This window comes from Sorangiineae bacterium MSr11367, assembly GCA_037157805.1.
Lineage (GTDB): Bacteria > Myxococcota_A > Polyangia > Polyangiales > Polyangiaceae > Pendulispora > Pendulispora rubella.
In genome coordinates, this window is the sequence record CP089983.1 from 7,736,647 (window position 1) to 7,756,959 (window position 20,313).

Annotated in this window: 17 protein-coding genes; 7 read left to right on the forward strand and 10 right to left on the reverse strand. The window is 65.2% G+C overall.

Annotation, left to right across the window (positions count from 1 at the left end; genetic code table 11):
- Window positions 1-5: 5 nt before the first annotated feature.
- Window positions 6-1,034 (forward strand): aldo/keto reductase, encoded by a 1,029-nt coding sequence (locus LVJ94_30005; protein WXB01140.1) that lies wholly within the window; start codon window positions 6-8, stop codon window positions 1,032-1,034.
- 166 nt (window positions 1,035-1,200) lie between these two features.
- Window positions 1,201-1,686 carry a hypothetical protein gene (locus LVJ94_30010; GenBank protein ID WXB01141.1) on the forward strand — a complete coding sequence of 162 codons (486 nt, stop codon included), beginning with the start codon at window positions 1,201-1,203 and terminating at the stop codon, window positions 1,684-1,686.
- Window positions 1,687-1,785: 99 nt separating this feature from the next.
- On the opposite strand, the gene LVJ94_30015 is transcribed toward LVJ94_30010, so the two are convergent.
- Genes LVJ94_30015 through LVJ94_30030 form a run of 4 tightly spaced genes read right to left on the reverse strand, consistent with a single transcriptional unit; the run spans window position 1,786 to window position 5,652 of the window.
- The gene (locus LVJ94_30015; protein WXB01142.1) at window positions 1,786-2,013 is read right to left on the reverse strand and encodes a SlyX family protein; all 228 of its coding nucleotides are present in this window, start codon (window positions 2,011-2,013) and stop codon (window positions 1,786-1,788) included.
- Window positions 2,010-3,245 (reverse strand): hypothetical protein, encoded by a 1,236-nt coding sequence (locus LVJ94_30020; GenBank protein ID WXB01143.1) that lies wholly within the window; start codon window positions 3,243-3,245, stop codon window positions 2,010-2,012. The genes LVJ94_30015 and LVJ94_30020 overlap by 4 nt, the downstream gene beginning before the upstream one ends.
- The gene (locus LVJ94_30025; protein ID WXB01144.1) at window positions 3,242-4,609 is read right to left on the reverse strand and encodes a hypothetical protein; all 1,368 of its coding nucleotides are present in this window, start codon (window positions 4,607-4,609) and stop codon (window positions 3,242-3,244) included. The genes LVJ94_30020 and LVJ94_30025 overlap by 4 nt, the downstream gene beginning before the upstream one ends.
- Window positions 4,600-5,652, reverse strand: coding sequence for an ornithine cyclodeaminase family protein (locus tag LVJ94_30030; GenBank protein ID WXB01145.1), 1,053 nt, complete (start codon window positions 5,650-5,652; stop codon window positions 4,600-4,602). Before LVJ94_30030 ends, LVJ94_30025 begins: the two co-directional genes overlap by 10 nt.
- A 92-nt stretch (window positions 5,653-5,744) precedes the next feature.
- Here LVJ94_30030 and LVJ94_30035 point away from each other — a divergent pair, with 92 nt between their 5' ends.
- A complete protein-coding gene (locus LVJ94_30035) occupies window positions 5,745-6,725 on the forward strand; it encodes a DMT family transporter (protein ID WXB01146.1) in 981 nt (326 codons plus the stop codon).
- Here LVJ94_30035 and LVJ94_30040 read toward each other — a convergent pair.
- Window positions 6,661-7,425 carry a nuclear transport factor 2 family protein gene (locus LVJ94_30040; protein ID WXB01147.1) on the reverse strand — a complete coding sequence of 255 codons (765 nt, stop codon included), beginning with the start codon at window positions 7,423-7,425 and terminating at the stop codon, window positions 6,661-6,663. The genes LVJ94_30035 and LVJ94_30040 overlap by 65 nt on opposite strands.
- Window positions 7,426-7,654: 229 nt before the next feature.
- Between LVJ94_30040 and LVJ94_30045 the strand changes: the two genes are divergently transcribed.
- Window positions 7,655-9,121 carry a S8 family serine peptidase gene (locus LVJ94_30045; GenBank protein WXB01148.1) on the forward strand — a complete coding sequence of 489 codons (1,467 nt, stop codon included), beginning with the start codon at window positions 7,655-7,657 and terminating at the stop codon, window positions 9,119-9,121.
- Between the two features lie 150 nt (window positions 9,122-9,271).
- Here LVJ94_30045 and LVJ94_30050 read toward each other — a convergent pair whose 3' ends face one another.
- A complete protein-coding gene (locus LVJ94_30050; protein WXB01149.1) occupies window positions 9,272-10,498 on the reverse strand; it encodes a threonine synthase in 1,227 nt (408 codons plus the stop codon).
- Window positions 10,499-10,598: 100 nt separating this feature from the next.
- Between LVJ94_30050 and LVJ94_30055 the strand changes: the two genes are divergently transcribed.
- Window positions 10,599-12,149, forward strand: a complete 1,551-nt coding sequence (locus LVJ94_30055; protein WXB01150.1) for a serine protease — start codon at window positions 10,599-10,601, stop codon at window positions 12,147-12,149.
- Window positions 12,150-12,344: 195 nt separating this feature from the next.
- Here the strand turns inward: LVJ94_30055 and LVJ94_30060 are convergent, their stop codons facing one another.
- Together LVJ94_30060 and LVJ94_30065 are read right to left on the reverse strand one after the other, a co-directional pair.
- On the reverse strand, window positions 12,345-13,973 hold the full coding sequence (locus LVJ94_30060; protein WXB01151.1) for an NAD-dependent malic enzyme: 1,629 nt from the start codon (window positions 13,971-13,973) through the stop codon (window positions 12,345-12,347).
- A 38-nt stretch (window positions 13,974-14,011) separates the two neighbouring features.
- Window positions 14,012-15,118 carry a pyridoxal-phosphate dependent enzyme gene (locus LVJ94_30065; protein WXB01152.1) on the reverse strand — a complete coding sequence of 369 codons (1,107 nt, stop codon included), beginning with the start codon at window positions 15,116-15,118 and terminating at the stop codon, window positions 14,012-14,014.
- A 50-nt stretch (window positions 15,119-15,168) separates the two neighbouring features.
- On the opposite strand from LVJ94_30065, the gene LVJ94_30070 reads away from it, so the two are divergent.
- Both LVJ94_30070 and LVJ94_30075 read left to right on the forward strand, forming a co-directional pair.
- Window positions 15,169-17,001: a DUF885 domain-containing protein gene (locus tag LVJ94_30070; GenBank protein ID WXB01153.1), complete on the forward strand. Its 1,833-nt coding sequence runs from the start codon at window positions 15,169-15,171 to the stop codon at window positions 16,999-17,001.
- Window positions 17,002-17,025: 24 nt separating this feature from the next.
- A complete protein-coding gene (locus LVJ94_30075) occupies window positions 17,026-17,862 on the forward strand; it encodes a PfkB family carbohydrate kinase (GenBank protein ID WXB01154.1) in 837 nt (278 codons plus the stop codon).
- Window positions 17,863-17,869: 7 nt separating this feature from the next.
- On the opposite strand, the gene LVJ94_30080 is transcribed toward LVJ94_30075, so the two are convergent.
- Entirely contained in the window at window positions 17,870-19,183 is a 1,314-nt protein-coding gene (locus LVJ94_30080) for an aminotransferase class I/II-fold pyridoxal phosphate-dependent enzyme (protein ID WXB01155.1), read from the reverse strand.
- A gap of 102 nt (window positions 19,184-19,285) precedes the next feature.
- The gene (locus tag LVJ94_30085) at window positions 19,286-20,278 is read right to left on the reverse strand and encodes a PIG-L family deacetylase (protein ID WXB01156.1); all 993 of its coding nucleotides are present in this window, start codon (window positions 20,276-20,278) and stop codon (window positions 19,286-19,288) included.
- Window positions 20,279-20,313 lie beyond the last annotated feature (35 nt).

A 20,313-nucleotide genomic window follows, 5' to 3' on the forward strand; every position in this document is an offset into this window, starting at 1 on the left:
ACTCCATGGAATTCAGACAGCTTGGCGGTTCAGGACTCAAGGTTCCCGCCCTCTGCCTCGGCACGGGGACGTTCGGCGGGCGGGGAGAATTCTTCGGCAGCTGGGGGAAAAGCGACGTCGACGAGGCGACACGGTTGGTCGACATCTGCCTCGAGGCGGGGCTCAACTTCTTCGACTCGGCCGACGTCTATTCGGACGGGCTCTCGGAGGAGATCCTCGGGAAGGCCGTCGCTGGCCGCCGCGACAAGGTGCTCATCTCCACCAAGGGCTCCTTTCGCCTTGGAAAAGGGCCCAACGACGTGGGCTCGTCGCGCCACCACATCGTGTCGGCCGTCGACGCCTCGCTCAAGCGCCTCGGCACCGATTACATCGATGTGTATCAACTCCACGGCTTCGACGCGCAAACGTCCATCTTCGAGGCGGTGCGCACGCTCGACGATCTCGTTCGTGCAGGCAAAATCCGCTACGTCGGCTGCTCGAATTTCTCGGGTTGGCATCTGATGAAGTCCCTCGCCGTCGCGGACCAATATGGTTTTACACGCTACGTGGCCCATCAAGCGTACTACTCGCTCGTCGGGCGCGAGTTCGAGTGGGAGTTGATGCCGCTGGGCGTGGAGGAAAAAGTGGGCACCCTCGTTTGGAGTCCGCTCGGGTGGGGAAGGCTCGGCGGCAAGGTCCGCCGCGGGCAACCGTTGCCGGCGGAGAGTCGCCTCCAGACGAAGGTCACCGTCGACGACGGCCCGCCGGTTCCGAACGAACACGTGTACAAAGTCGTCGATGCGCTCGACGACATCGCGAAAGAGACCGGGAAAAACATCGCGCAAATCTCCCTGAATTGGCTCCTCTCGCGGCCCACGGTCTCGAGCGTCATCTTTGGCGCGCGCAACGAGGAGCAGCTGCGGCAAAACCTCGGCGCGGCCAGCTGGAAGCTCACGCCCGAGCAAATCGCGAAGCTCGATGAGGCCAGCGCCACGACACCGGTGTATCCGTATTGGCACCAGCGGCACTTCGAGCGCAATCCGCCGCCCGTGTGACGCACATGACCTATGTGACGCAACGCCACACGAAGACACACGAGTCCGCTGGCCGATAGCCTTATAGGAAACGGTGGCATGCGTGATGCTGACATGACGGAGCGAACCAGGACCGGGGGGCCGTCATGGAGGAGACAACGTTATGCCCAACCTATCGCGTACCACTTTGATCTTCGCAGCCGCACTCACCGCGCTTTCGGCCGCGGTGGCGTGCGAACGCACCGGACGCGAAGACCAAGAAAAGGTGACATCGGCCCAGCGGGAGGGAGACAAGAAGAGCAACGAGGCCGTCCAGGAGTCGACCACGAAGATCACGTCGGCCCAGGCCGAGGTCGACAAGAAGACCGCCGAGGCGAATGCCAACTTCGTCAAGACGCGGGAAGATTACCGCACCAAGCTCACGTCGAAGATCGAGGACATCGACAAGACGATCCAGAAGCTCGAGACGAAGCAGCAGACCACCACCGGAAAAAAGAAGGCCGAACTCGACGCGGCGTTGCCCGACATCCACGCCAAACGCGATGCCATTCGCCGCGACATGACCAAAGTCGACACGGTGACGATGGGCAATTGGGACGGCACGAAGAACCAATTGGACACCGACATGGACGCCCTGAAGGCAGCGCTGGACAAAGCGCCGTCCGTCCTTTGAGCTTTCTCTGCGTGGCGACGCGCTTGCGACAGCAAACGTTAAAAGCGAAGCGGGACCGGCTGATGGTCGGGAGCCGGTCCCGCTCCTGAGGTGAGTCGTTTAATAATGCGGCGGTTTCTCGTCCACCAAGAGGGTCGTGCGATCTCGACCCCCTTCGGGTGCGTCGTCCAGGCGACTGCGCATCCGAAGAAGCTCCGCGCGGAGGCCGTCGATGGCCTTGCCCTGTTCGAAGACCACCCGATTCAATTCTTCGACCAGCCGATCGAGATGCGAATAGCGGATCTCGAGCTCGATCAATCGTGATTCGGTGGGGTCGGCGGTGCTCATCGAAACAGGTGTCCTAGGTGGTTCGGTTCTTCGAGCATTTCGTGGTTCGGAACGAAAGGGAGACGCCATGTTTCGAACCCGCGAAGGTGCGGGCCGAACATGTACGGCGAGCAGGATAGTCCACTACGCCGCTCGACGCACCTTGCCTCGCGGTATTCGAGCAGACTGTACTCTCGAGGGCGGACGCGCTCCTGAACCAGCCAGATGGGCGGGACGCCGTCGGGTCCGGGTCGCGATTCGGGAAGGTTTCGCAGCAGATTTTCCCACTCTTCCTGCGGCAGATTGCAACCGAAGACGACGTGGCGGCCCTCGTGCGAGTCGCTTCGCTTGAGGACGAAATCGCCGCGTGAACGGCATACGCGCTCCCATTCGGCACCATACAGTTGCCGCAACGTGCGCGTTGGCGGGATGAGCGTTTCCACGGCGTGGATTTCATCCGGCGTGAGGGCGGGAGGACGCGTGCGCGGATCGCTCAGACACGCGAGAAAAAGCTTCGATTGAAGCACACTCAGCCCCAGGGGCACCGTCGCACCATGAAGAAATGGCACCAACGACCGGAGCGTGCGCTCGAACCGCGCGCGGTGGCGATTCACCGTGTACAGGGTGCATGCGCGGTGCAGGTAGCTCGGAACCAACTTCGAAAACGCCGGCGCAGGTTCGCCCGCGTAGTGCGCGATATGCTGAATTCCGCAACCGTTCTCATTGAGAAACGCCAGAATGGGCTCGCACTCCGGCGCCGCCGCCACGGTTCGGACCCAATGAACGAAGCAGGGCTTTCGGCCCGCCAGATGCTCGAAATGATTGCGTAAGCCCGCGAGCGGGCGCCCGCCCCACGCGGCCGGATCCATGTCGAAACGCTCGGCCGCGAGGCACCACGCCGCATCGGGCTTCTCGTAGCCAGACACGGCCGTGTCGAAGTTCGTCTCGACCACTTTGGGACCATCGTTCGACAAGACGATGTCCGGACGGCCAAAGAGATGCATCTCCGGAGGATGGCGTCGCGGCTCGTCGGCGAGGTACGGCCAATCGGCGTAGAAACGCTGCATCGCCGCGATGGCGTCGCCCAGCTCACCGTCCGGCGGGTCCGCGAGCACCGCGAGGTGCGCGCGATAAAGCGACACCAGCGCGCCTTCGAGCGCGCGCACGGACTCCATGGGCGACGTGACGGGTGCCCAACAGGGCGCGCCCGGACGCGGCGGCAAGGCAACCGGAGAAACGACGAACGGCGTCACGGCGTCACGAACGGGGTCAGAAACGAGCCCGTAGCGACGTTCATCGCGCGATCGCCCGCGGAGGGCTCGTGAAGGTGCACGCGCAACGTGGCCGTGCCGGTCATGTCGCCGTCGACGTGGTGCGGACAAAAATCGAACTCCACGTCTCGCCGCCGCGGCACACCGTCGGGCGCGATTTCCACCCATGGCAGCACCGGCGATCGAACGCGCCGTTGAAAGACGAAGCGCCCATCTTGCCGCGCCTCCACGAGGCGCCCCCACGTTGCCGCCGTGTGCAAGCTGCCGAACTCGACGCCCTCGCCGAAGGAGGAATCAGTCGGCTTGGAGACCCACTCGGGGCGGGTCTCCACGATGCGCACGCGCTCCTCCGGGGCGTGAGCGAGGTTCACCGTTTCGGGCAGCACCCGGCCGAGGGCGCGTGCATCCTCGGGTGCGAGCGCGAGCTTTTGCACGATGCGTGGATCCGAAAGGAGCGCAAAGGTATCCTTGCTCGCCGTGAGAAACGAGCGCGCCGCATTCACGAGGAGGAACTCCTCCGGGTGGGCGCATATCGTTTCGTAATCGGCCACGTCGGCGGGCGGATACGCGTCCAGGTAGACGGACTGGCGCCAGACGAGGTCCACCTCGCGCCCGCGCACGACGGGTTTTCCGCCGGCCAAACGAACCTCGTCGGGGTACGCGTGCAGGATCGCGACGTCGTGCCCGCGTTCCCGCCCCGCGGCCTCGCACGAGCGCGCGAGGTACGGGAGCTCCTTTTTCCCTTCGTAGCCGTGCTCGGAGACGAGCGCCACGCACCGCAGCTCGCGGCCCGGATGGCGCGCGTGCAGCTCGCCCGCGAGCCAATCGAATACGCGCGGGGCAAGGCGGCGCGGCGCATAGGAAAAGCCGAGCTCACCGAGGACATGCGCCGCGAGGCGCTGATCGATGTCATGCCAATAGAACGAGAGTGGTGCGATCTGATTGACCTCGATGGCCGAGAAAACACCGCGGTTCGGATCGAGGAAGGCGTCCATGCGCCGCAGCCGGCGCCGCACGGATTCGCTGGATTCGTAGAGGCATTGCTCGACGAGGCGTGCGCTGCCCGGCTCGAGCGAGCGCATCAACCGCGCGTGCACGTCGGAGCCGTCGGGGCCGTACGCGTACACCTCCAGCGCGACCAATGCGCGCACGAAGGCCTGCGCATCGCGCAACGCGGCACGCACCTGCGCGGGCTCCAAGGCGATGGGGAGCACGAAAGGACGGTCCAAGGTCAGACGCGCTTCACCGGCCGGGGGCGGCTCGTAGAATGCACGGACGAGCCGCGCACGGGCGTCGGGTGTCATGCGGCACGCCGCCTCGAACAGCAGCTCGCAGGTCAAATCCATTGCGCGTTCTGCCAGGTGCGAAAGCGGTGCCCGATGCCCCGCGCGACGGCGGTGCGAAAGACGCGATGGGCGACGAGGACGTCCTCGAAAGCAAGCCCCACCGGGGAAAAGAAGATGCTCTCTTGGTCCGAGCGCCGCCCCGGGGTGAGGCCCGCCAGAATGGGCCCGAGATCTTCCACGCGCGAGGCCGGCATCCGACCGCGCTCCACGGCGATGGCATGCGCCTGCACACCGCGACTCCGCACGTCCTCCCATCGGTCCGCCACGACGCGGTCCATGCGGATGACCAACTCGAGATCGACCTCGAATCCGCTGATGGAAAAGACGGTGACCCCGCGCGGGTCGACCCAGCGCTCGCGCACGATGGGCTCGTGATCCACGGAGACGCAGGTCACGATCATGTCTGCCCCGCGAACCGCTTCCTCGGCCGAATCCACGGCCTCGATGGTCAATCCCGTCCGCGCGCCCATCTCCTGGGCGAAGCGATGACGCGACGAACCACGGGCGTGCACGCGCACGCGTTTCAGCTCGGGCAGCGCGGCGCTGAGCCCGAGAAGTTGCGTGCGCATGTTGATCCCCGCCCCCACGAGCCCCAGCTCCCGCGTGTTGCGGCGCGCGAGCCGGCGCGCGGCCAGAAACGACACTGCCCCCGTCCGGGTCGCGCTGATGGCCTGTGCATCCATGACGCACATGGGCAGTTTCGTCTCTGGGTCGAAGAGCAGAATGAAGCCCGAAGCCCGCGGCAACCCCCGCTCCACATTGCCGGGCATGGAGCCCATGATCTTGCAACCGAGAACATCGCGTTCTCTTTGTTGGACCAGCGACGGCATGACATTGAAAAAGCCGGTTTCGCTTTCCGGCCTCCCAGGACAGGGTTGCAAGGAGGTCTTTTTGGGCAATTGCACCCGTCCCTCCAAGAGCAATTCGAAGCCCTCCTCGACGTCGTCCGCGGCCTTTCGCAGGTCCGCCCCGCCACAGGCCACGACATCCTCGAGAGATAGAAAAAGGACCGAGTCGGATAAGAGAGCGCGAAGGGGATCCATCCAGATTCCCACGTATTTGCCTGCGCCGGCCAATCGAGCAAGAAAATAACTCCGAAATGGGTGCGCAAGGCCCTATCTAGTCCGACGAGTCCATGTCTTCCATTCCCCTTCCCTGGGTAGGCGCACTTCTCGTTTTGTTGTCCAATGTTTGCTTTGGCACGACCGGCCCGGCCGCCAAAGCGGTGATTGGCGTGGGATTGTCGCCGTTTCAGGTCGTACAGCTTCGATTGATGGGCACATCGGTCACGCTGCTGCTGATTGCATTGGTGCGTGACCCCAAATCGCTGCGCATCACCCGCAAAGGCATTCCCTTTTTGCTCGGGTACGGGCTGCTCGGATTCTTTGGCATCCAATTGCTCTACTTTATTGCGCTGGCGCGCCTGCCGGTGGGGGTCGCGCTTTTGCTGGAGTACATGGCTGTCGTGCTCGTTGCCCTCTGGGCGCGCTTCGTCCAAAAACGCACCCTTGCGCCGACGACGTGGATGGGCATCGCCCTCGCGGTGGTCGGCGTCGCCCTCATCGAGCAGGTGTGGCGCGGTCCCGTGCTCGATGTGGTGGGCGCCATCGCGGGATTCGGCGCGGCCGTTTGCTTGGCGGCCTATTTCCTCATGGGCGAGCGCGGCATCGGCGGGCGCTCGCCCCTCGCCTTGGCCGCGTTGGGCAGCACCGTCGGTGCGCTCGCGTGCATCGTCTTGTCGCCGCCTTGGACCTTGCCCCTGGCACGCCTTGGCGAGACGGCGCCGCTTGGACCTTTGGCGGCGCCGGCGTGGATGGCCATGGCGTACGTCATCCTGGTGGGGACCGTCGCCGCGTACCTCACGGGCATCGCGGCGTTGCGTTACCTCGCCTCGCCCGTGGCGGGCGTGATGAGCACCTTCGAGATCGTGGTCGCCTCCACCGTCGCCTGGCTGCTCTTGGGTGAAAAACTGAGCGCCATCGAGCTCACCGGCGCGGCGACGCTCTTCATGGGCGTCGTCCTCGCGCAAGTGGGAAATCTGAGAAAGGCAGCTAGCGCTTCGCCTTCTTCCAGACCACGTCCGTCCCCCGACGGCGCTGTCTCATCTCCGCAGTAGCGCCTGCATCGTCGGGCATGAACACCCACCGATCCGTGCTTCCGCGCACGAAGAAGATGCCATCGCCCTCGGCAAAGAGGGGCACCGCTGGCTTGCCCTCGCGGAGCAGCGAGAGATGGTCGCCATCGCGCTTGATGGAGATGGTGGCCCCGGTCACCGCATAGTCACCGACGAACGCATCGAGGCGCGTCGGCGACAACTTCGCCACCACGGGATCCGCCGAAACGCCGACGACGCTGGACGCGAGGAGCTCCCAGCGATTCTGGCGAAGGCGCCACGTATCCGTGATGACGAAGCCGGTGGTGATCTTCTGGCCGAAAATCTCCTCCATCTCTTCGTCCTCGTGAACGATGACCGCGTGATCGCTCGACATGCGCACGGTGGACTTCTTGATGCGCAAGGTGCCATGCGCGTACGGCGGGAGCGGCTTCAACTCGTTGAGGAACTCCTCCCGGGTGAACGTCTTGCCATTCTCGTCGGTGTAGACGGCCTTGGGCGCCAGGTAGTGGTCCCACACTTCTTTCTTGCCCGGCGCGATGGCATCGAGCAGCTCCTGCGTGAGCTGGACCAAGTCGTCCCCGCCGCTCCCCCGAATCGGGGACACCGGCCCCTGTTGGGCACCGCATCCTGCGGACAACACCGCGAGCGCACATACATGGGCAAACATCCGCGCAGATGCCGATAGGCCGGGAAAGGTCATGATCCCTTTATAGGAGGCACTTTGACTTTGTAGAAGCCGCTTCGGGTGCGAACCACATGTGTGGGGTCTTCGGACAAATCGATGTGGAACGGACTCCGCCGTGTCCGTCCATGATTGATTCAATTTTTCACCCATGTCACAGATGGGATTGGCTCCACTGTTGAGGCCAGTGGCGCCGGAGAAACAAACAGAGGCCCCGCGCTTTCCACCCGCGCTCTCGGAGGTACTCATGAACGGTTCACTGCGTCGCCGCGGATTCGTTTCGCTCGCGTTGGTTTCGCTCGCCCTCGCGGCATGCTCCAGCAACGAGCGCCATGACGGCACCCGCTCGTCGTCGGCGGCGTTGGCCCATTCGGCATCGCTCGATCCGCGGCTGGCCAACGCGCTCGCGGGCGCGTTGCCCTCGACGAAGTTCGACGTGGTGGTGGGCTACGACGCCCCCGCCACGGGACTCTCCACGCTGACCGGTGCCCTCGAGGGGCTCGGTCTCGGCGTTCTGCAGTTTCCCCATTTGCATGCCGTCGCCTTGCGCGCGACGGCGGCGCAAATCGCAGGCGTGCGCGCCCTACCCGGCGTGCGCTCGGTGTACCTCAATCGGCCGCTGAAGTACCTGCTGAATCAAAGTGTGCCGGGCACGCGTGCGGACCAAGTCGTCGCCACCGGGGTGACCGGTGCGGGGGTCGGCGTGGCGGTGCTCGATTCGGGCGTGGACGCCCTGCGGCCGGATCTTGCGTATCCATCGCACACCGTTCAGAACGTGAAAATCGTCGCGGACGTGAACGACATTCTCGCGGGCATCGCGCCGCCCACGCCCGTGGGTGCGCTGGCGCTCGAGAACCTTCCCGACACGGATACGACGACGGGCCATGGCACGCACTGCGCCGGCATCATCGGCGGACTGGGGACGCAGTCCGGTGGCAAGTACAAAGGGGTGGCCCCCGGCGCGAACCTGATTGGCCTTGGCGTCGGCGACGGGATCAACATCCTTTGGACCCTGGCCGGCTTCGATTGGATCCTCGCGCACAAGGACCAGTACGACATTCGCATCGTGTCGAATTCGTGGGGGAGCGAGGGCACCTACGACGAGAACGACCCGATCAACCAGGCGACGAAAAAGGTGCATGATGCAGGCATCGCGGTGGTCTTCGCCGGAGGCAACTCGGGGCCGGGTGCGAATACGATCAACCCGTACAGCGTCGCGCCGTGGGTCCTCGGCGTGGCCGCCGGGTGCAAGCTCGATCCGAACAACGATACGCCGACGTGCCTTCGGGCGGGCGACAAGCTGGTCGCGGACTTCTCCTCACGCGGGACGCCGGACAGCGACCTGTTGCACCCCGACGTGACCGCCCCGGGTGTCGACATCGTCTCCGACCGCGCCCTCACCGGCACGGTGCTCAACGTGCTCGATGCCCAGAGCGATCTCTCGAAGTGCAACATCGCCAGGGGCGATCTCCTGGGCTACACGTGCGCCTCGGGCACCTCGATGGCCACCCCCCACGTGGCGGGCATTCTGGCGCTGCTGGTCGAAGCCACCGGCGGCAAAATCACGCCGGATCAGGCCTACGAGAGCATCGTCAACACCGCGCGCCCGCTCGCGGGCTATGCCACCTTCGAAGCGGGCGCGGGGTACGTCGACGCCAAAGCGGCGGTCGACTACGCCAAGTCCCACTTCGCCCAAGACGCGGGCGCAGAATAGAGAGAGAAATTCACAGGAAGACGGGAAGACGGGAAGTTTTTTGAGTTTTCAATCAGCCAACGGCCGAACTGAAAACCCCAAAATGCGCTCCGCGCCGTCAGCGCCGTAAGTCCTTCCCGTCTTCCCGTCTTCCTGTGAATTCTCCCTCTTCTAAGGGTCTACCACGTCGAGATCGACGTCGACGAAGTCGGGGTACTTCAAGCCGGTGCCCGTGTTGAACAGGACCACGGTTTCGCTCCAGCGAAGCACACCGCGCGCGTAGAGCTTCTTCGCGGCCGCCCACGTGGCGGCGCCCTCGGGGGCGGCGAAGATGCCCTCGCGCGCGGCGATCTCGCGCAGCGCGGCGGAGATTTCGTCTTCGCTCACCGCGACGGCGGTGCCGCCCGAGTCGCGGATGGCCTTGAGAATGAGGTAGTCCGCGACGGCGCCGGGAACGCGCAGGCCCGCGGCGCGCGTGGTGGCATTTTGCACGGGGGGCGCGTGATCGAGCCCCTGTTCGAAGGCTCGCACGATGGGCGCGCAGCCCTCGGCTTGCACGCTGATCATGCGCGGGCGCTTCGACCCGATCAGGCCCATGGCCTCGAGCTCGTCCCACGCCTTCCACATGCCCACGATGCCGGTGCCGCCGCCGGTCGGGTACACGACGACGTCGGGCAGTGACCAGCCGAATTGCTCGGCGAGCTCGAGCCCCATCGTCTTCTTGCCCTCGGCCCGGTACGGCTCCTTGAGGGTCGACACGTCGAACCAGCCTTCCGCGTCGGCACGCTTGCGCACGATGCCTGCACAATCGCTGATGAGTCCCCGCACCAAGGTGACGTGCGCCCCGTACACGACGCACTCTTTCTGATTGAGCAGCGGTGTATCCACCGGCATGAACGCATGCACGCGCATCCCCGCGCGCGCACCGTACGCCGCGAGCGCCGACGCGGCATTGCCCGCCGAGGGAATGGCCACCACCTCGACGCCGAGCTCGTGAGCACGCGAAACCGCCGCCGAGATGCCGCGCGCCTTGAACGAGCCCGTGGGGCAGAGCCCCTCCTCCTTGATGTAGATGTTCTCGCCGAGCTTCGGTGTGGGAAGGAGCGGTGTGTCCCCTTCCCCGAGCGACACGATGTGATGCGGTCCGCGCACCGGCATGATCTCGTGCCAACGCCACATGCCACGCGGCCGCTGGGCCAGCGCTTCCTTCGTCATGGTGAGGCGCGCCTTCTCGAGATCGTAGCGGGCAAAGAGAACCTTGCCGCAATCGGGGCAGAGCCGCATCACCCGATCCGCGTCGTGATGCTTCTTGCACGCCGTGCATTCCAGGTGGGTCAAATGCGAGACATGCGATGGATTGCGTCGGCTTTTCGCAGCGGGCGTCGTATCGTCGGACATTTCTAGAAGAAGACTAGTAAGAAACTTTCCCGCGGGAAGGTCGAACCTCTGATTAACTCGTCGGTACGAGCTTTTCCGACACGAGGGGAGACTTCTTTCGATGATCGCCTACCGCTTGCCCATGCGTGTGCTTCTTGCTGCCGCCCTTCTCACAGCCGCCGGCGGCTGCTCTTCGTCGGATGACGACGGACCTTCGGGTCCGGCCGACATCCCGCAGTTCAACGCCTTCAAGGATTTGACCGAGGCGCCACTTCCCATTCAGACCGCGGCGCAAGCCGTGGTGCGCATCCAGACCGCGGGCTCCTACGCCACCGGCTCGTTCATCTCGGCCGAAGGCCTCTTGCTCACGAACAACCACGTGCTCGGCGTCGACATCTGCGCGAAGGAGGGATGCTACGCGCGCATCACGCGCATGCACCAGCTCGGGGTGAATCCGCCGGGCTCGTCGGAGTCGATCTTCGTGGAGCCGCAGCACGTCGACGTCGGGCTCGACATGGCCGTTTTGCAGGCATACGCCGTCGACTCGAACGGCAAGCGCACCTCGCAGCGACTCGCCACGCCGCAGTTCTTGAACCGGGTCCCGCGCGATTCCGCTTCGCTCGTGGGCACGCACGTGAACGTGGTGGGGCACCCCGAGGGAAAACTCAAGAAATGGACGTCGGGTGACGTTGCCCAGGCCAATGGCACCTGGTTCAAGAGCACCGCGTTCATTTTGCCCGGCAACAGCGGCTCGCCGCTGCTCGATGACGCGGGGAACATCGTCGGGCTGCTGCACCGCGGCCCCACCGCGCAAGATCTGGTGACGAAGACCGGCATCAACGTGTACTCGATCGGCACGTCGTCGGCGGCCATCGAGGCCGCCATGAATGCGCCGCTGCCGGCAGCCGCCCGTTCGCTAACCACCGCGGCCACGGCGGACGACATCGTCGAGCACCAGGCGGTGTACCTCAATGGGCACGTTTCCACGGTGCAGGTCATCACCGAGCCCCCCGCCACGCCGCCGCAGTCCGCGCCGAAGGACGTGCTCTCGTTGCTCGGCGCTGCCTGCGACAAAGGGCTCGACCGCACCGATTTCGATTCGCCCGACGATCTGGCCGCCGCCGTGCAACCTTGCTACGACGCGCTCGATTGGATCACCTGCTCGTCGGAGACGCCCGCGGCCGACTACCAAAGCTGCCCCAAGGACGAGACGAAGGCCGCGTGGACTACGCGCTTTCAGCGCACCTTCGACGCGTTCCGGGCGATGAACGGACAGCTTTTCCTGGACATGCTCACCTACGCACCGGCGTCGCTCCAAACGAGCGCGTCGGAGGCCAGCAGCCTCGCGCGGAACAACCTACAGAGCGTGCTCGCGCAAACGAATCCGCCGCTCGACTTCTCCTTGTCGACGTACCTGGCCATCTACGGCATCCAGGACTACGCGGGTACCAACCTGGCCGACTACACGCGCAACTACACCCGGGCCGTGCACTACGAGCTGGCCATCAACAGCATCGCACTCACGGCCCTCTGGCTCAATCGCGGCAATGCCTTGAGCACCGACGAGACGAAGAACCTCCTCGCGCGGCTCGCGGGAGATGAAAAGGCGAGCTTGGGGCAGAAGCTGTACCTCGAGGAGATTCGGTACAACTCGGGCCTACTCACGAAGTAAACGCGCCTCCCAGAAGAGAATGAACAGGGAGGGGGAGGCGGGGAGGGATATGGCACAAATCCCAGCGCGCACCGAAGCTGGTTTGGGTTTTCAGTTTGGCTCACGAAGCCAACTGAAAACAAAAAAAAGCCTTGGCACTCGGTGGGATTCGCGTTGTTTCCCTCCCCGCCTCCCCCCCTCCCTGTAAAATTTCTCTTAGCCGAGACTGTGGTACTCGGGAATGTAGGCGTGGGCGCGAATGAGCCCCTCCAAGTCATCGGGCCGCGGCATCTTCGTCAGCCCCCGCGCGTAAATCACCTCGGCCACGCGCGTTGCGGCGAGCAGCTCCGTCCGTAGCAACTCCGATTGCGGCGGGTAAATCAACCCCACGTCGAGGTCCGACTGCATCACCTGCTCGGCCACGCCGCGGGCGGCGGCGATGAACATCTCGTCGGTGACCCGCGTGGCCTGCGTTGCGTAGACGGCCATGCCGATGGCCGGGAAGATGTACACGTTGTTCCCCTGGCCCGGCACGAACGTCTTGTCGCCGTAGCGCACGGGCGGGAACGGACTCCCGCTCGCGAACACCGCACGGCCTTGCGACCATTGGTACGCTTCTTCAGCGGTGCATTCCGAGCGAGACGTCGGATTGGAATACGGAAAGATGATCGGCCGCTCGTTCACCCGGGCCATCGCCTCGATCACGCGACGATCGAACGCGCGCGCCACCGTACTCACGCCCACGATGGCCGTCGGCTTGAACATCTCGATGGCATCGGCAAAATCCTTGATGGCCGGAAGCTCGTGCGCGTACGGCTTCTGGAACTCGTGCAGATCCGTGCGCGTCGATTCGATGAGCCCGTGGATGTCGAACAGCGCAATCTGCGAGCGCGCCTGCGCCAACGTCAGCCCCTCGAGCACCATGGCCTGCGTGAGCAATCCGGCAATGCCCAACCCGGCCGACCCGGCGCCGAGGAAGAGCACACGCTGCTGCGAAAGCGGCTTGCCTGTGATGCGCGTGGCACCCATCAGACCGGCCAGCGCCACGGCCGCCGTCCCCTGGATGTCGTCGTTGAAGCAGCACACGCGATCGCGGTAGCGCTCGAGCAGCCGCATCGCATCCACGCCCGCCCAATCTTCGAATTGGATGCAGCAGCGCGGAAAGACTTCCTGCACCGCCTCCACGAACTCCTCCACGAACTCGTCGAGCTCCGCGGCCGAAGGACGCGGGCGACGCAACCCGAGGTACAGCGGATCGTTCAGCAACTTCGAATTGTCGGTCCCGAGGTCGATGAGCACCGGCAAGGTGAACTCCGGCGGCACACCTCCGCACGCCGTGTAGAGCGCCAACTTGCCGATGGGAATGGCCATGCCGTTCGCCCCGAGATCGCCCAAGCCCAAGATGCGGTTGCCGTTGGTGACCACGATGAAGCGCACGTCCGACACCGGCCAATTGCGCAGAATCTCCCGCACACGCCCCTTGTGGTTGATTCCGACGTAAAGCCCCTTGGTCCGGCGCATGATGAGGCCGTAGCGCTCGCACGCCTCGCCCACCGTGGGCGTGTACACCAGGGGCAGAAGCTCCGCGGGCGCCTGACGGAGAACCCTGTAGAAGAGTGTCTCGTTGGTGTCCTGCAGGCTGGATAAATAGATGTACTTGCCGAGATTGCTATTCTTCTCGGCGAGCTGCGTGAACGCCCGGCGCACCTGCGTCTCGAGCGTGTCGACACCGTCGGGCAAAAGCCCCAGCAAGCCCAGCGACTCGCGCTCTTCCTCGGTAAAAGCCGTTCCTTTGTTGAACCGAGGATCGCGAAGTAGCGGGGCGCCGCGCAATGGAAACGTCATGTCGAGGTCCTAGTCGCGTTGATACCGATTCGACAAGTTCAAACCAGGTCAGAAATGCGCGCCGTGGCCTTCAAACCGGCCCCCGTGAGCACCAACACCGTGCTCTCGTCCGGACGAATGGCGCCCGCAGCCAACAATTTCACGAACGCCGAAGCCGCCTGCGCGCTCGTCGGCTCCACGTAGAGCCCCATTCTAGCCAGCTCGAGCGTGGCTGCCGCAATTTCCGCCTCGGTCGACGTCACCGCGCCCCCGCCACTGCGCTCCAGCGCCGCGCGCACCTCCGCAAGCCGAATCGGCTGCGCGATCGCCGTTCCCTCGGCCATGGTCGGCAGAATCGGCCAATCCTGCCCGAGCAGGCTCGCCGCGATGGGCGCACAATGAACCGGTTGGGCGGCAAACAGCCGCGGCAACCGCTCGATTTGCCCGGCGCGCAGCAATTCTGAAAAGCCAATATCGCAACCGAGGACGTTCGACCCTGCGCCGCACGGAATGATGACGTTGTCCGGCGCGCGGAACCCCAGGTCCTCCCAAAGCTCGTACGCGAGCGTCTTCGTCCCCTCGAGGAAGAACGGATGCCAATTGTGGCTCGCGTAAAATACGGTTTCCGACTTGGCGACCGCAGCGTCCGCGGTGTCCTGCCGCGTGCCCGGAACGAGCTCCACGCTGGCACCGTGCGCCTTCATTTGCACCGTCTTCGCGGGGCTGGTCGAGGCGGGGGCGAGAATGGTCGCGCGCAGGCCTCCCGCGGCCGCGTACGCGGAAATCGCCGCACCGCCATTGCCGGAGCTGTCCTCCAATACCGCATCGATGCCTTGTGCGCGCAGGGCCGACAACATCACCGAGGCACCGCGATCCTTGAAGCTGCTCGTGGGATTGAACCACTCACACTTCGCGTACACCTTCACGCCGGAGAGCGTGCGCGGAACCAGCGGCGTGCAGCCTTCCCCGAGCGTAATCGGGTCGTTCACGGGCAAAGCGAACGCAGCGCGGTAACGCCAAAGGCTGCGTGTCGCCGTATGCACGTCGGCGCGCGTGAGGCCCGATTGGGGCGTAAGGAGCAGCGGCGCGCGGTCGGGCCCGCACCAACGCGGCACGTCAAGAGCAAACGTATCCCCCGTCTGCGGATTGAGATATCGGGCGGTCATGGTCTTTGGGCACCTTGTCTATCGCACGATCGACGGGCTAGATAGCGGGCGTGCATCATCATCGTATTCTCGGCGTTTTCATCCTTGGTGCCATCGCGTGCGGCTCGAGTGAGCCGCCCCCGCCCGACGTGCCGTCGCCCACGATGGCAACGCCGGAGTCCTCCGCACCATCGGGACAAACGAATATGTCCAGCATGACCGGCGCGCAGGGAAGCCCCGAGGACCAAGCCTTCCAACGCCTCGGCGAGCGCTTTCTCGCCCGCTACCTCGAGCTCTCCCCCGTCGAGTCGACGCGCTTGGGCGAGCATCGGTACGACGCACGCTGGACGGATTGGAGCGAGGCCGGGGAAGCCGCACGGAAGCAGTTTCTGGCGCAGACGCGCTCGGACCTGGACAAGATTCACCGCGAAGGCCTCTCGGTGCAAAACCGCATCGACGCGGGCATCTTGCAGAACCAGCTCGACTTCGAGCAGTTCTCCTTCGACGAGATGCGCGAGACCATCGTCAACCCGGCGGCGTACACGGCGCTGCTCGGCGACGGGCTCGACCCGCTGCTGACCCGCGACTTCGCCCCGGTGGAGGAGCGCATGCAGAGCCTGCGCGGGCGGCTGCAGGGTGTTCCGAGTGTCGTCGCCGCGGCGAAAAAGCGCCTCGCGGGCACCTCGCGCGTGCACACCGAGACGGCCATCGAACAGAACCGAGGCCTCATCGCCCTCTGCAAATCGGGATTCTCGGAGCAACTCGCCAAAGTCTCCCCGAGCCTTCGCCGCGACGTCGAAGCAGCGGCCAAGACGGCCACGGCATCGCTCGAAGAGTTTCAAACGTTCCTCGAGAAGGACCTCTTGCCGCGCGCCACGGGCGACTTTCGCATCGGCAAGGCGCGCTTCGAGAAGAAGCTGCGCTTCACGCTCGACGACGATGTGGATCCCGACGCCATCGTGAAGGGCGCGCGTCAGCTGCTCGCCGACACGCAGAAGGAGATGCTCGACACCGTGCGTGAGCTGTGGCCCACGCTGTACGGCGTGCGCGCGGCCTTCGATGCCACCACGCCGCAGCAGCGCCGCGCCGTGATCAAGAAGGTCCTCGACGACCTCAGTACGGAGCGCTCCACGAATGCCACCATCGTGGCCGATGCGCAGAAGACCCTCGACGAGGCCACCGCCTTCGTGCGCGAGAAAAACCTGGTCGGGCTCTCCGACGAACCCTGCCACCTCATCGAGATGCCCGAGTACCGCCGCGGCGTATCCATCGCCTACTGCGATTCGTCCGGCCCCCTCGAGAAGAAGCAGGAGACGTTCTACGCGATCTCTCCCACGCCGGCGAATTGGCCCAAGAAGCGCGCGGAGTCGTTCTACCGCGAATACAACCGCAGCATGCTGGCCGACCTCACGGTGCACGAGGCGATGCCGGGGCACTACTTGGAGGCGATGCACACGAACCGCTTCAAGTCGAACGTGCGCGCGGTCTTCGCGAACGGCGCCTTCGTCGAAGGCTGGGCCGTGTACGGCGAATGGCTGATGGCCAAATACGGCTTCGGCGGCGCGAAGGTTCGTCTGATGCGGCAGAAAATGGTCCTGCGCCTCGCCTGCAACGCCATCATCGACCACGAGATCCACGCCGGCACGATGGATGAGAAGGCCGCGCTGGCGCTGATGATGAACGAGGGATTCCAGGAGGAGGGCGAGGCCGTCGCCAAGTGGAAGCGCGCACGCCTCAGCAGCGCGCAGCTCACCACATACTACTTCGGATTCACCAAGATGATGGAACTCCGGGCTATCGCCGAGAAACAGCCGGGCTTCACCGAGCGCACCTACCACGACCGGTTGCTCTCGTTCGGCGAACCGTCGTTCCGCCACCTGCGCGGTCTCATCGCCGCCAATTGAGTATTTTAGGATAAGCAAGAAGCAATGATCGATTATCTGGTCATCGGACACATCTGCTCGGACCTGCAACCCGACGGCTCCACCCGTCTCGGGGGAACGGGCCTCTTCGCGTCGCTCACCGCGCATCGTCTGGGCTTGCGCACCGCCGTGGTCACCGCGTGCGCCGACGACTTCGATCTATCGATTCTACCGGAGGGCCTGCTCGTGCTGCGGCAGACGTCTCCGGTGACGACCATCTTCGAGAATCGGTACGTGCCGGAGGGACGCGTCCAAACGGTGCACGCGCGCGCGGAGAGCATCGAGCTCGGGCCGAACGGCTCGGCGCTGCCGCCCGAGTGGCGCAAGGCGGGCATCGTTCATCTCGCGCCCATCATTCAAGAGGTCCCGAAGGACGGAGGCAACTCGTTCGAGGGTGCGCTGGTCGGCGCCACGCCCCAGGGCTGGCTGCGCACGATTCAGCCGTCCAAATGCGTGACGACCGATCCGGCCGCCTTGCTCGACCTGCCGTGGGTCGGTGGAGAGGTCGTCGTGCTCAGCGAGGAAGACGTCCAGCAGGACGAGTCGCTGGTGCGCGAGCTCGCGAAAAAGCTGCCCCAGGTCGTGCTCACGCGCGCCGAACGCGGGGCCACGGTGTTCCTGTCGGGCAAGGGTACGGACGTGGCCGCGTACCCTTCCGACGTGGTCGACCCCACGGGCGCCGGCGACGTCTTCGCCGCAGCGTTTTTCGCAGCGCTGCGCAAGCACGACGATCCGATCCATGCGGCACGCTGGGCCTGCGCCGCAGCGTCGTGCTCCCTCGAGGGATTCGGCGCCTCGGCGCTTCCCACGCCCGAAGACATTCACCGCCGCATGACCCGATGAGCCCGCGCTAGCGAAGCGCGCGCACCACCTCGCCGAAGGCCGCAGCGGCGCGGTCGAGCAACGGAAGCGACAAGGGCGCGGCCTCCGCAGGATCGGCCGAGGCAAAGGCGTCGGTGCGCTTCAAAAGATCCCAGTGCAGCGCCTCACCGGCTTCGTACAAGCCGCTCACGGCCAGGCGAAGCCGCAGGGCCTCGGGCGCATCCCCGAAGGCGACGCCGGGCAAGGTCGCAATGCCGTGCTTGTCGAGCAAGTAGCGCGCGAGCTCCAAGCCGCCGGGGACCCCCACCTGCGCGAGCTGCGCACGGAACGGGGCGAAGTCCGGGTACAGGTAAAACGCGCCCGCGGGCCGCGCGCACGCGATGCCGAGCTCCGTCAGCGCCTTGAAGAGACGCCCCGCGGTGTGCCCATGCAGGCGCGCCGAGCGCTTCACGTAGGTGGAGACCTCGTCGCTCGGGAGGAACGCGTTCACCGAGGCCACCTGCACCGGCATCGCCGCCGAGCTCCAAATTTCGCTGGCCAGCGCGCGCAGCGCCGAAAGGAGCGCCGTACCGGCCTCGCCTGCGGGAAACACGGCATAGCCCAGACGCCATCCGCCGGCGGAGAACGACTTGGACAAGCCCGCCGTCACGATGGTGCCCTCGGCATAGAACCGCGCCGGGGACACGTGCGGCACGATACCGTGCGCGAGCTCCGCGTAAATCTCGTCGCTGATGATGGTGACCCCGCGACGCCGCGCCCACCCGGCCAAGGCCTCCACGTCGGCGGCGGCGAACATGCCGCCCGTGGGGTTGCTCGGCGAATTGACGATGAGCACGCGCGGATTCGCGCCCTCCGCGATGGCCCCTTCCACCGCGACATCGAGCGCGGCCGGCGTGACCCGATGGTGATCGCGCTCGTCCGTCGCCACGGGCACCACGCGCCGTCCGGCCAGCACGATCTGCGGCGCATAGCTGACCCACGAGGGCGCTGGAACGAGCACGTCGCCCTCGAGAAGCTGCACCAACGCGTACAGGAGCGGCTTGCTCCCTGGCGCCACCGCGATGCGATCGGCCGTCGTGGCAATCCCGCGCTCGCGGCCGAGGTAATCGGCAATGGCCTGCCGGAGCGGCGCAATCCCGAGCACCGGACCATACGACGTGGCCGTGGCACTCTTGGCCAGCGCCTCCCGCAAGGCGGGAAGCAGCGGAAACGACGCTTCGCCGAAGCCGAGATGAATGACATCGCGCCCTTCGGCGCGCAACGCCTGCACGCGTTCGTTGATCTCGAGCGTGGCCGACGTCGCAACGCGGTGGGCCGTGGAGGCGAGGTGCAAGGAGCTCATCGACCCGTCACCCTAGAGCAACGCCCCTCGCTTCCGTACGACTTCTCGCCCCGGCGACTTCGTTTTTCCCGAGTTCAACTCAACGGAAATAAGATGGCGCGATCATCGGTTGGACCAGAAGATCTCGTCGGCTTTGACGAAGGCGCCAAGCGGAATCTTGTTCTCGGGCAGGTTCCACTGCGAGGCGTGCGCCATGATCGCCTGGCGTTTGAGCTCGGCTTGCTCCGGCGTCAACGCCACCCGCTCGTCCGGAGGCCAAGGAACGTCCGCGGGAAACGACTTTCCGCCCGCCGTGTGCTGCTCGTAGCGGCGCGTGGGTGTTGCGGCATGGGGCCACGGCCACTCATCGGCGGAGCCATGGCTATGCACGAGGAAGGTCCTGAACTCCCCCTGGTAGCCGGTCTGTGCCATGGCGGCTTTCACCAGATCGAACGTCGCCGCATGATCCGGATGGGCATCGGCGCCGTCGGCCACGTACACGCGCTCCGGCGCCGATTGCTGCAACACCTCGACGAAATCGCCGAGCACCGAATCGCGGTAGTACGGGGCTGCGCGGTCGTGCGCCCAGGAGTGGTAATCGGTGACGACCGGGCCGTACGTCGAGGAGCGGTGCGTGAAGAGTGACGTGACCATCGCATTGGATTTGGCCGTCGCCACGCGCGCCAGCACCCCGTCCGGGTACCCGAGAAACACGAGGTTCTCGGGAGGGACGCCCAACAGACCCTCGGCGGTGATCGCTTCCTGCTGACGGCTCTTCGCGAGCTCGAAATAGTCCGTCTCGGTCAACGAGTTCGGCTCTTTGCGAAGCATGGCCGACGCCGCCTCCGTGTACGCGTCACCGAGGGTCGAGAACACCACGCGCACTTGTTTGCCATCGGCGACGGCTTGCTGAATCACGCCCGCGCAGCCGAGAACGTCGTCATCGGGATGCGGCGAAAAGACCAGAATGTCCACGGGCGAGAGATGCCCCGGGGTAGAGACCGTTGCCGGTGACGCGAATACGAGCCTGGAACGAAAGCCGACGTACGCTCCCACCAAGAGCAGGGCGCCAGCTGCCCCGGCCAGGATCCAGCGCCGCGGAATGGTTATTTTCATGAAGGTTCTTGCACAGTGTCATACACCTGAACCGC

Coding starts and splice junctions, on each gene's coding strand:
- LVJ94_30005 (WXB01140.1), top strand. CDS start 6: ATGGAATTCAGACAGCTTGGCGGTTCAGGACTCAAGGTTCCCGCCCTC.
- LVJ94_30015 (WXB01142.1), bottom strand. CDS start 2,013: ATGAGCACCGCCGACCCCACCGAATCACGATTGATCGAGCTCGAGATC.
- LVJ94_30025 (WXB01144.1), bottom strand. CDS start 4,609: ATGGATTTGACCTGCGAGCTGCTGTTCGAGGCGGCGTGCCGCATGACA.
- LVJ94_30030 (WXB01145.1), bottom strand. CDS start 5,652: ATGGATCCCCTTCGCGCTCTCTTATCCGACTCGGTCCTTTTTCTATCT.
- LVJ94_30035 (WXB01146.1), top strand. CDS start 5,745: ATGTCTTCCATTCCCCTTCCCTGGGTAGGCGCACTTCTCGTTTTGTTG.
- LVJ94_30040 (WXB01147.1), bottom strand. CDS start 7,425: ATGACCTTTCCCGGCCTATCGGCATCTGCGCGGATGTTTGCCCATGTA.
- LVJ94_30045 (WXB01148.1), top strand. CDS start 7,655: ATGAACGGTTCACTGCGTCGCCGCGGATTCGTTTCGCTCGCGTTGGTT.
- LVJ94_30050 (WXB01149.1), bottom strand. CDS start 10,498: ATGTCCGACGATACGACGCCCGCTGCGAAAAGCCGACGCAATCCATCG.
- LVJ94_30055 (WXB01150.1), top strand. CDS start 10,599: ATGATCGCCTACCGCTTGCCCATGCGTGTGCTTCTTGCTGCCGCCCTT.
- LVJ94_30060 (WXB01151.1), bottom strand. CDS start 13,973: ATGACGTTTCCATTGCGCGGCGCCCCGCTACTTCGCGATCCTCGGTTC.
- LVJ94_30065 (WXB01152.1), bottom strand. CDS start 15,118: ATGACCGCCCGATATCTCAATCCGCAGACGGGGGATACGTTTGCTCTT.
- LVJ94_30075 (WXB01154.1), top strand. CDS start 17,026: ATGATCGATTATCTGGTCATCGGACACATCTGCTCGGACCTGCAACCC.
- LVJ94_30080 (WXB01155.1), bottom strand. CDS start 19,183: ATGAGCTCCTTGCACCTCGCCTCCACGGCCCACCGCGTTGCGACGTCG.
- LVJ94_30085 (WXB01156.1), bottom strand. CDS start 20,278: ATGAAAATAACCATTCCGCGGCGCTGGATCCTGGCCGGGGCAGCTGGC.